At 67.4% G+C, this 9,727-nt stretch carries 10 protein-coding genes; 2 read left to right on the forward strand and 8 right to left on the reverse strand.

What is annotated here, in order from left to right; genetic code table 11:
- The 7 genes from VGV37_RS22945 to VGV37_RS22975 form a co-directional block, all read right to left on the reverse strand.
- A complete protein-coding gene (locus VGV37_RS22945; protein ID WP_326882099.1) occupies nucleotides 1-1,191 on the reverse strand; it encodes a 3-hydroxybenzoate 6-monooxygenase in 1,191 nt (396 codons plus the stop codon).
- Nucleotides 1,192-1,316: 125 nt separating this feature from the next.
- A complete protein-coding gene (locus VGV37_RS22950) occupies nucleotides 1,317-2,294 on the reverse strand; it encodes an oligopeptide/dipeptide ABC transporter ATP-binding protein (RefSeq protein WP_326882100.1) in 978 nt (325 codons plus the stop codon).
- A complete protein-coding gene (locus VGV37_RS22955) occupies nucleotides 2,291-3,289 on the reverse strand; it encodes an ABC transporter ATP-binding protein (RefSeq protein WP_326882101.1) in 999 nt (332 codons plus the stop codon). Before VGV37_RS22955 ends, VGV37_RS22950 begins: the two co-directional genes overlap by 4 nt.
- The gene (gene ddpC / locus VGV37_RS22960) at nucleotides 3,289-4,176 is read right to left on the reverse strand and encodes a D,D-dipeptide ABC transporter permease (RefSeq protein WP_326882102.1); all 888 of its coding nucleotides are present in this window, start codon (nucleotides 4,174-4,176) and stop codon (nucleotides 3,289-3,291) included. Before ddpC ends, VGV37_RS22955 begins: the two co-directional genes overlap by 1 nt.
- 1 nt (nucleotide 4,177) lies before the next feature.
- Nucleotides 4,178-5,194, reverse strand: a complete 1,017-nt coding sequence (locus VGV37_RS22965) for an ABC transporter permease (protein ID WP_326882103.1) — start codon at nucleotides 5,192-5,194, stop codon at nucleotides 4,178-4,180.
- Nucleotides 5,195-5,288: 94 nt separating this feature from the next.
- Nucleotides 5,289-6,851, reverse strand: a complete 1,563-nt coding sequence (locus VGV37_RS22970) for an ABC transporter substrate-binding protein (protein ID WP_326882104.1) — start codon at nucleotides 6,849-6,851, stop codon at nucleotides 5,289-5,291.
- Between the two features lie 54 nt (nucleotides 6,852-6,905).
- The gene (locus VGV37_RS22975; protein ID WP_326882105.1) at nucleotides 6,906-7,760 is read right to left on the reverse strand and encodes a MurR/RpiR family transcriptional regulator; all 855 of its coding nucleotides are present in this window, start codon (nucleotides 7,758-7,760) and stop codon (nucleotides 6,906-6,908) included.
- Between the two features lie 178 nt (nucleotides 7,761-7,938).
- Here VGV37_RS22975 and VGV37_RS22980 point away from each other — a divergent pair, with 178 nt between their 5' ends.
- Entirely contained in the window at nucleotides 7,939-8,679 is a 741-nt protein-coding gene (locus VGV37_RS22980; protein ID WP_326882106.1) for a hypothetical protein, read from the forward strand.
- Nucleotides 8,679-8,888: a hypothetical protein gene (locus VGV37_RS22985; RefSeq protein WP_326882107.1), complete on the forward strand. Its 210-nt coding sequence runs from the start codon at nucleotides 8,679-8,681 to the stop codon at nucleotides 8,886-8,888. Before VGV37_RS22980 ends, VGV37_RS22985 begins: the two co-directional genes overlap by 1 nt.
- Before the next feature lie 2 nt (nucleotides 8,889-8,890).
- Here VGV37_RS22985 and purU read toward each other — a convergent pair.
- A partial coding sequence (purU, locus tag VGV37_RS22990) for a formyltetrahydrofolate deformylase (protein WP_326882108.1) occupies nucleotides 8,891-9,727 on the reverse strand: 837 nt, incomplete at its 5' end.

Here is a 9,727-nt window from a genome sequence, read left to right on the forward strand (position 1 = left end):
TCAGGGCCTCGATGGTTGAGCTTGGGTGTCGTAGAGCCAGGCGAGAGTGTCGCAGAATTTATCCTGTGTCATCCCGCGCATCATCTGGTTGCGCAGCAGGGCGTGGGCGCCGGCCGGGTGGTAGACGTGGGTGCCCAGCTCCCGGGCCTGCAACTGCACGCGGGCGGTACGCAACAGCCGATCGGCCCGATAGCTCTCCAGGCCCGCCTCGATCCGGTCCGGATGGTCGGCCAGGTTTTGCGCCAGGCTGACCGCATCCTCCAACGCCATGCAGGCGCCCTGGGCGAAATATTGCAGCATCGGATGGGCCGCATCGCCCAGCAGCACGACCCGGCCGTCGATCCAGTTCTCCACCGGATCCCGGTCGCAGATCACCCACGCCCGCCAGTTCCGCCCGTGATGGATGATCGCCTGGGCGCGCGGATGCACGCTGGCGAAGCCCGCCATCACGTCGTCATGATCGATCGGCCGGCCGGCGAAGGCCTCCGCCGGGTCGTTGTGGCAGGTGATGGCGAGGTTGAAGCTCTTCCAGTCGGACAGCGGGTAATGCACCAGATGGCATTTCGGTCCGGCCCAGAGCGTGGCGGCGTTCCAGCGCAGGTCTTCCGGCATCAGTTCGGTCGGGATCACCGAGCGATAGGTCGTGTGTCCGGCGATGCGCGGGACGCCATCGCCGATCATCTGCTGCCGGATCGCCGATTTCAGCCCATCCGCGCCGATCACCAGGCGGCCGCGGATGCGTTCGCCGGACCGCAGGAGGGCGACGGAGCCCGTGCCGTCCTGGTCGTACCCGACCACGTCGCAGCCGGTCCGGAGTTCGATCGCGGGGTCGGCCTCGCAGGCGCGCAACAGCACGCCATGCAGGTCGCCGCGGTGCACGACGGCGTATGGGTTGCCGAAGCGGCGGCGGAACGGCTCCATCAGGTCGACCAGGGTGATTTCCTCCCCGGTCAGCGCGTCCATCAGGCGCAGGTGATCGACGAACACCGAAATGGCGCGGGCCTCTTCGCCGACTCCCAGCCGGTCGAGCGCATGGAAGGCGTTGGGGGCGAGCTGGATGCCGGCGCCGATTTCCCGCAGCTGTGCCGCCCGCTCCAGCACGGTGACCCGCCGCCCGGTTCCGGCGACGGCGAGCGCGGTCGCCAATCCGCCAATTCCACCGCCGACGATGACGATCGGTTCGTCCGGCATTTCGGCATTCTCCCCAAAGCCGCCCCAGGATCAGGCGCGGCTGCCCGGCCTGATGGGCGTTGGGAATATTGTAGCAGCATCATTTGCGAATGCAACGTTTGTGAATGTAGAGAAAGATTTTCACATCATGTTGCGGGGAGGTCGCCTTGGGCGCGATGGCAGCGCACGAGGTGGGCGGCACCGGCATTCTCGACCGCTTCCAGTCTTTGCGGCCGATCGCATCCCTCGCCGGCGACCGGGCAGCGGTCGCGGAAGAAGCAGCCGGTCGGCAGGTTCCGGTTGGACGGCAGTTCCTGGGTTTCCACCATGTCGTCGTCGTCGACGGGCTGGCCGATGCGCGGCACCGCGTCGAGCAGCAGCCTGGTATAGGGGTGTCGCGGATGGCCCAGCAATTCCGCCGCCTCGCCGATCTCGACGATCTGGCCCAGGTACATGACGGCGACCCGGTCGGCGATGTGGCGGATGACCGCGACATCGTGGGAAATGAACAGGTAGGTCAGCCGGTGGCTGCGCTGCAGCTCGACCAGCAGGTTCAGGATCTGGGCTTGCACCGAGATGTCGAGTGCCGAGGTCGGCTCGTCCAGGATGACGACCTGCGGATCCGCCGCCAGCGCGCGGGCGATGGCGATGCGCTGGCGCTGGCCGCCGGAAAACTCGTGGGGATAGCGGTCGATATGTTCGGGGCGCAGGCCGACCTGGGCGGCCAGCCGTTCGGCCAGGGCGCGCAGGTCCTGCCGGGCCGCCCGCTGGCGCAGGAACACCGGCTCGGTGATGACGCGCCAGACGCGCATGCGCGGGTCGAGCGAGGAATTCGGGTCCTGGAAGACGATCTGGGGCTGCACGCTGCCGGCGGCGCCCGCGACCTGCTCGACATGGATCCGTCCGCCGGTCGGCTTGACCAGGCCGATCAGCACCTGGGCGAGCGTGCTCTTGCCGCAGCCGGATTCGCCGACGATGCCCAGGGTCTCGCCGCGGGCGAGTGCGAAATCGATGCCGTTCAGGGCATGGGCATGCCCGGTCGGCCGGCCGCGCCAATCGCGGCCGACGGGGAAATGCACCGTCAGGTGCTCGACGCTCAACGGGCCGCGGGCGTCGGCGGTCATGCCTCTGCACTCCCCAGGCTGTCGAGCCAGCAGGCGCTTCGGCGCCCCTCCGCGCCCGAAACCGGCGCCAGAGGCGGCCGCTCGGCACATTTGCCGAAGACATGGCTGCAGCGATTGGCGAAGCCGCAACCGATCGGCGGCTGCCGCAGGTCCGGCACGTTGCCGGGGATGGCCCGCAGCAGCGCCTTGGGTGTCGCCTGCTCGGGCAAGCCTTCCAGCAGGGCGCGGGTATAGGGATGGGCGGGCGCCGACAGCACGGCGTCGGTCGGGCCGGTCTCGACGATGCGGCCGGCATACATGACATAGACCCGGTCGGTGAATTGCGAGACCAGCCCCATGTCGTGGGTGATGAACAGGATGGCGGCGTTCGATCGCCGGGCCCGGCGGCGCAGCAGCGACAGGACCTGCCGCTGCACCGTCACGTCGAGCGCCGTGGTCGGTTCGTCGGCGATGACGATGGCGGGCTCGCTGGAAAAGGCGAGCGCGATCAGCACGCGCTGGCGCATGCCGCCGGACAGCTCGAACGGATAACGCTCCATGATCTCAGCCGGATCGGCGATGCGCATGTCGCCCAGCAGCCGGATCGCCAGGGTCTTGGCCGCCGCCCGGTCGATCGGCCGATGGCGGCGGATCACCTCGATCATCTGGCGGCCGATCCGCCGGGTCGGGTTGAGCGCGGTCAGCGGCTCCTGGAACACCATGGCGGCCTGGCCGCCGCGCAGCCGGACCAGCTCCCGCTCCGGCGCCGCCAGCACGTCATGGCCCAGCAGCGAAACCCCGCCGTCGATGACCCGGTAGCGGCCGTCCGGCAGCAGCCGCAGGGACAGCATGGCCATGACCGACTTGCCGCAGCCGGATTCGCCGACGACGCCGACGATCTCGCCGGCCCCGACCGACAGGGTCACGCCGTCCAGCGCGCGCACGGCGCCGCCATAGACCGGGAACTCGATGGTCAGATCCCGGATGTCGAGGACATGGCTCTCGGACGCAACCATCAGCGGACCTTCTGTTTCGGGTCGGTGAGATCGCGCAGACCGTCGCCGAGCAGGTTGAAGCCGATGGCGGTGAACAGGATGGCCGAGCCCGGAAAGGCCGAGTACCACCATTGGTCGAGGATATAGTTGCGCGCAACCGAGATCATGGCGCCCCATTCCGCCGCTGGCGGCTGGGCGCCGAGGCCGATGAAGCTCAAGGCCGCCGCCATCAAGATCGTGGCGCCCAGGTCGAGCGTCGCCTGCACGATGATCGGCGGCAGCGCGTTGGCGGCGACGTGCCAGCGCAGGATCTGCCAGGGGCTGGCGCCGAAGGTGCGCGCCGCCTTGACGTAGGCGGCCTCGCGGATCGTGAGCGTCTGGCCGCGCGACAGGCGGACATAGGCCGGGATCCGCACCAGTGCTATGGCCAGCATGGCATTCCACAGGCTGGGTCCGAGGGCGGCGGCGAGCGCCATGGTGAGGACGAGCGACGGCACCGACAGCAGGACGTCCATCAGGCGCATGACGATCGTATCGATGCGTCCGCCCACGACGCCCGACAGGCCGCCGATCACGGTGCCGATCGTTCCGGCCAGGAACACCACGAAGAAGCCGATCGAGACCGAGATGCGTCCGCCATAGAGGACGCGGGCGAAGATGTCGCGACCGACCTCGTCGGTGCCGAACCAGTGGACCGCCGAGGGCGGCGCCAGCCGGGCGCGCAGATTGACCATGTTCGGCTCGAACGGCAGGAATTGCGGGCCGAGCGTGATGGCCAGGAACACGAGCAGGATCATGACCAGCCCGACGACGGCGAGCGGGCTGCGCCGCAGCCGATAGGCGAGGTAGCCCCAGTCGATCCAGGCGCGAGGCACCGCGGCCGCAGGGGCGGAGGTCGGGGATGCCATGTCAGCCGATGTCCGTGATGCGCGGGTCGAGCGCCAGATAGATCAGGTCGACCGACAGGTTGACGAACACATAGGCGAACGAGACGACGATGGTGAAGCCCATCACCGCCGGGAAATCCAGCGACTGGATCGATGCCACCACATAGGAGCCCATGCCGGGCCAGGCGAAGACCGTCTCGGTCAGCACGGCGCCGTACAGCAGGTCGCCGAAGGCGAGGCCCAGCACGGTGACCGACGGGATGAGCGCGTTCGGCAGGGCATGGCCCAGCACCACGCGCAGCCGCGACAGGCCGCCGGCCCGCGCGGTCCGGACGTAATCCTCGTTCAACTGGTCGAGCATGGCCGAGCGGATCTGTCGGGCGACGACGCCGACATGGACGAAGCCCAGGGTCAGCGCCGGCAGGATCAGGTGGCGCAAGGCACTGGCGAAGGCGACCCCGTCGCCGGCCAGCAGGGCGTCGACCAGGTAGAATCCGGTGATCAGCGGGGGCGGCGCCACCATCTGGTCGATCCGGCCGCCCCCGGGCAACCAGTGGAGCCGGCCGTAGAAGCACAGGATGACGAGCAGTCCCAGCCAGAACGCCGGCGTGGAAATGCCGGTCACGGCGATGGTCCGCACCAGATGGTCGATCGGCCGGTCGCGCCACACCGCCGACATGACGCCCAGCGGAACGCCGACCGCGATGGCAAACAGCAGGGCGGCTACCACCAGCTCGATCGTGGCGGGAAAGAAGGCGGTGATGTCGCCCGAAACCGGACGGCCGGTGCGGATCGAGGTGCCGAGGTCGCCGTGCAGCAGGTCGCGGACATAGTGGGCGTACTGCTCCCACAGCGGCCGGTCGAGGCGCAGGGTCTCGCGGATATGGGCGACGATCTGGTCGGATGCCCGTTCGCCGGCGATGAGCCGCGCCGGGTCGCCCGGGATCATGTGCGAGATCGCGAAGGTGATGAGAGAGACGCCGACGACCACGAGGAACAGGAACCCCAGGCGGCGACGGATGACGTTCAGAAAGGACATGGCCGCTCGCTCTGCGCGGGCCGGAACGGGGCACCGTCCGTTCCCGACGAGAAGGATTGCCGGGACGGCGCAAGCGCTGCCGCCCCGGCCCGGATCACTTGGACTTGGACATCTCGTCGACGTTGTAGATCTGTTCAAGCATCGGATTGAACACGAAGCCCTTCACGTCGCTGCGCAGCGCCACCTGGCTGTTCTTCTGGAACAGGTAGACGTAGGCCGCGTCGGCGACGGTGATCTTCTGGGCTTCCTGGTACAGCTTGGTGCGCTCCGCCTGGTTGGACTCGACCGCCGCCTTGCGCACCAGTTCGTCGACCTTGGGATTGGAGTAGAACGAGCGGTTGCCCGACAGCCCCTGTTTGCCGGAGTCGAACCAATAGTTCATGAACATGTAGGGGTCGGAGAAATCCGGGCTCCAATTGCCGATGGCGATGTCGAAATCGCCCTTGCCCAGGCGTTCGCGGAACGTGGCGTTGGCGATGTTCTCGATCGACACGGTGGCGCCGACCTCTGCCAGGTTGGACTGGGTCGCGAGCGCGATCGGCTCCCAATTGGGATCCTTGTTCGACATCACGAAGCTCAGCTTGATCTTCTCGGCGCCGGCGGACTTCAGCAGTGCTTTCGCCGCGGCCGGATCATGGGCCGCCGGCTTGATCGAGGCATCGTAGCCCCACATGCCTTCGGGGATCGGGCCGCCCATGGGCTTGCCCTTGCCCAGCAGGATGCCGTCGATGATCGCGCCATCGTCGATGGCGGCAACGATCGCGCGCCGCACCTCCGGCTTGTCGAGCGGGGGCCGCTTGTTGTTCAGGTAGAGATACGTGACCTTGAGGCTCGGATACTCGCTGACCGTGATGCCGTTGCCGGCCTTCTTCAACGCGTCGAGCTGGTCGCCCGGCAGATCCTCGGCGATGTCCAGGTCGCCGCCCTCGAGCTGCAGGCGCCGCGCCGACGCTTCGGCGACGATCTTGGTTATGACCTTGGAGAAGGGCGGCTTGGGGCCGGCGAACTTCGGGTTCGGCTCGAGCACGATGCTCTGCCCCTTCTCCCAGCTGGTCAGCTGATAGGGTCCGCTGCCGGCGGTATGGCCGGACAGCCAGCCCTGGGCCTGGTCGCCATCCTTCTGATGCTCCATGACCTTCGGGTTGACGATGGCGGCGCCGTTGTTGGCCAAGGTGTAGAGGAACGGCGCGAACGGCGTCTTCAGCTGGAAATGCACCGTCGTCGGGTTGACGACCGTGACCACGGTCCCGTCCGGGAAGGCTTCCGACGGTCCCTGCTTCAGGGCGAACAGCCGGTCGAACGAGAATTTGACCGCGGCGGCATCGACCGGCGTGCCGTCGGCGAAGCTGTTGCCCGGCTTCAGCGTGAAATCCCACGCCAGATTGTCGGCCGAGACGGTCCATTTCGTGGCGAGGTCGCCCTCGACGCTCGTCAGGCCCTTGCCGTTCTCGGTCTTGTAGCGGACCAGCCGCTGATAGGCCGGGTAGGTGACGGTCCAGTCGTTGTTGTCGACGGTTACGCCGGGATCGAGCGTCTGCGGATCGGCGGACTTGCCGATCACCAGCACGTCCTTGGCGGTGGCCGCCCAGGCGGCGGGTGCCGCGGCCGCGGCGGCCAGGACGGTGATGGCCGCCACTATCTTGCTTGCATCTGACATGTCGGAAAGCCCCCTGTTAAGGATGTTGAGATCGTATGCTTTTTCTGGTTTCGACTACTTCATGTATTGCCCGAACAGCTCCTGGGCGTCGGACAGCCGGTCCAATTGACGTTTCACCGCGTCGCCGAGCCGGTCGGCGACGTCCAGCGTGAGCAGGCTGAGCGCGAAATGGATGCCCAGGGTCGAGCGGAACAGGAAATCGGAGTCTGCCGGCAAAGCCACCACATGGGGCGTAATTTCCGCAGCCCAGTGGCAGAATTCGTCGCAGAACACGATGACGTCCGCGCCCTGGTCGCGCGCCGCCCTGGCCAGCACCGGACCGTTGCGGCCATAACGGAACACGTCGATCAGGATCAGCGTCCGCTTCGGCGCCGGATCGGTCAGGACCTTGGCATAGACGCCGTCGCCGCCGTCGAGTTCATGGACGTTGGGCCGCACATAGCCCAGTCGCAACGCCAGGCCGGTGGCGAGGTAGCTCATGGTCTGGAACCCGGTGACGAATACGCTGTCCGCCTCGGCGACCAGCCGCGTGATGTCCTGCCAGATCGGCTTCGTGCGGTACTCGCAGACCTTGCGCATGGAAGCGACGGCCGCCTGGTACTGCACGTCGTTGTCGAGCGATGCGCGGCCCTTCTGGAATTCGTCGAACCTGCTGCCGATCCGGCTGACCGACGGGCCATAGACCTGGCGCCTGGTGACCTTCTTGGCGGCGGCCACATTCTCGAAGCCCAGCTTCTTGAAGAAGCGGGTCACGGTCATGGCGCTGACACCCGAGCGCTCGGCGATCGCGGCGCTGGTCTCGATCAGCACGGCGTCGGGATTGGCCGTCAGATAGGCGGCGACCCGCTTCTCGAGCTTGGTCAGCCCGGCCGCGCGCTCGGTCATCACCTCCAGCAGGTTTTCAACCATGACCGCGCGGCTCCATGCTTCCCGGGCACCACGCTATGACGGATTTCTACCGTCTTCAATAAAATGTTACGGCTTTATCTTTTCTGTTGATTTGCCGCGCGCCGACCAAGGTCGTGCGCAAGCGATCGACCAGGGTATATATTCCGCAGGGCAAGTCACAAGGCGATGGGGCGACGCGATGTCGATCGAATGGGCGCATGTCGGCCCGACCCTGGTGGCGGCGTTCCTCGCCTCGACGGTCGAGTTCGTCGAGGCGCTGACGGTGGTGCTCGCGGTCGGCACGGTCCGCGGCTGGCGCGGCGCGCTGGCGGGTGCCGGGGCGGGTTTGCTGGTGCTGCTGGCGATGATCCTCATCCTGGGGCCGGCCCTGACCCGGATTCCCCTGGGTCCGGTCCAACTGGTGGTCGGCACCCTGCTGCTGCTGTTCGGCATGCGCTGGCTGCGCAAGGCGATCCTGCGGGCCGCGGGCGTGATCCCGTTGCACGACGAGGCGGCGGCCTTCGCGAAGGAAACCGCATCCCTCAGCGGCCTCGGCACCAGAGATCGTGGCTGGGATCGGGTGGCGATCGCCGCCGCCTTCAAGATCACCATGTTGGAAGGGATCGAGGTCGTCTTCATCGTGATCGCGGTCGGTGCGGGCGGTCAGGGATTGCTGCTGCCCGCTATCCTGGGTGCGCTCGCGGCTTTGATCGCGGTCGTGCTGCTGGGCATTCTGGTGCACAAGCCGCTGACCAGGATCCCCGAGAACCAGCTCAAATTCATCGTCGGCGTCCTGCTCTCGGCCTTCGGCGCCTTCTGGGTCGGCGAGGGCATCGGCCTCACCTGGCCGCGTGGGGACTGGTCCATTCCCGGCTTGATCGCGGGCTTCCTCGCCGCCGCCCTGATCGCCGTTCCCGTCTGCCGGAAACGGGCCGCCTGATGGGCTGGCTCGGGACGATCCTGCGCGAGGCCTACGGCCTGTTCGTCGATGACGGCCTGTTCGCCGTGGCGATCCTGCTGTGGCTGGGCGTGACCTGGCAGATCCTGCCGCGCCTGGGTCTGCCACCCGATTTGGCGGGCATCGTCCTGTTCGGCGGCCTCGCGCTGATCCTGCTGGAGAGTGCCGTCCGACGGTCCAGGCGTCCCTAGGGTCAGTCCCGGAACACGACGGTGCGATGCCCGTTCACCAGCACGCGGTCGTCGAGGTGCCAGGCGAGTGCGCGGGCGAGCACGCGGCGCTCGATGTCGCGGCCCTTGCGGACCAGGTCCTCGGCCGAATCCTGGTGGCTGATCCGCTCGACGTCCTGTTCGATGATCGGACCCTCATCCAGGTCCGCCGTCACGTAATGCGCGGTGGCGCCGATCAGCTTTACCCCGCGTTCCTGGGCCTGGTGATAGGGCTTGGCGCCCTTGAAGCCCGGCAGGAAGGAATGATGGATGTTGATGCAGCGGCCGGACAGTTCGGCCGACATCTCGTCGGACAGCACCTGCATGTAGCGGGCGAGCACGGTCGTCTCGGCCGCGGTCGCGGCGATCAGGTCGAGGATCTGCGCTTCCTGCCGCCGCTTGGTCTCTTTGGTGACCGGCAGGTAGTGGAATGGGATGCCGTCGAAATCGAGGTGGGGATAGGTCTCGCGCGGGTGGTTCGAGACGATCCCGACGATATCCATCGGGATCTCGCCGATCCGCCAGCGGTACAGCAGGTCGGCCAGGCAATGGTCGAATTTGGAGACCAGCAGCATGACGCGCCGCCGCTCGTCGCGGGCGCGGATCCGCCAGCTCAGCGCGAAGTGCCGTGCCACCGTCGCGAACCCGTCGCGCACCGCATCGATCGTCTGGGCGGCCTCGTCGGCGCGGTTGAAGCGGATGCGCGCGAAGAACTTGCCGCTGTCGGTATCGTCGTACTGCTGGGCCTCCAGGATGTTGCAGCCCTGGTCGAACAGGTAGCCGGAGACGCCGGAGACGATGCCCGGCCGGTTGGCGCTGGA

Source organism: Aliidongia sp. (assembly GCF_035943795.1).
Taxonomy (GTDB): domain Bacteria; phylum Pseudomonadota; class Alphaproteobacteria; order ATCC43930; family CGMCC-115725; genus Aliidongia.

Excerpts from the sequence above, each read along its gene's own strand:
- VGV37_RS22985 (WP_326882107.1), top strand. The coding sequence starts at position 8,679 with ATGGGCTGGCTCGGGACGATCCTGCGCGAGGCCTACGGCCTGTTCGTC.
- ddpC (WP_326882102.1), bottom strand. The coding sequence starts at position 4,176 with ATGGCATCCCCGACCTCCGCCCCTGCGGCCGCGGTGCCTCGCGCCTGG.
- VGV37_RS22945 (WP_326882099.1), bottom strand. The coding sequence starts at position 1,191 with ATGCCGGACGAACCGATCGTCATCGTCGGCGGTGGAATTGGCGGATTG.
- VGV37_RS22955 (WP_326882101.1), bottom strand. The coding sequence starts at position 3,289 with ATGGTTGCGTCCGAGAGCCATGTCCTCGACATCCGGGATCTGACCATC.
- VGV37_RS22980 (WP_326882106.1), top strand. The coding sequence starts at position 7,939 with ATGTCGATCGAATGGGCGCATGTCGGCCCGACCCTGGTGGCGGCGTTC.
- VGV37_RS22965 (WP_326882103.1), bottom strand. The coding sequence starts at position 5,194 with ATGTCCTTTCTGAACGTCATCCGTCGCCGCCTGGGGTTCCTGTTCCTC.
- VGV37_RS22970 (WP_326882104.1), bottom strand. The coding sequence starts at position 6,851 with ATGTCAGATGCAAGCAAGATAGTGGCGGCCATCACCGTCCTGGCCGCC.
- VGV37_RS22950 (WP_326882100.1), bottom strand. The coding sequence starts at position 2,294 with ATGACCGCCGACGCCCGCGGCCCGTTGAGCGTCGAGCACCTGACGGTG.
- VGV37_RS22975 (WP_326882105.1), bottom strand. The coding sequence starts at position 7,760 with ATGGTTGAAAACCTGCTGGAGGTGATGACCGAGCGCGCGGCCGGGCTG.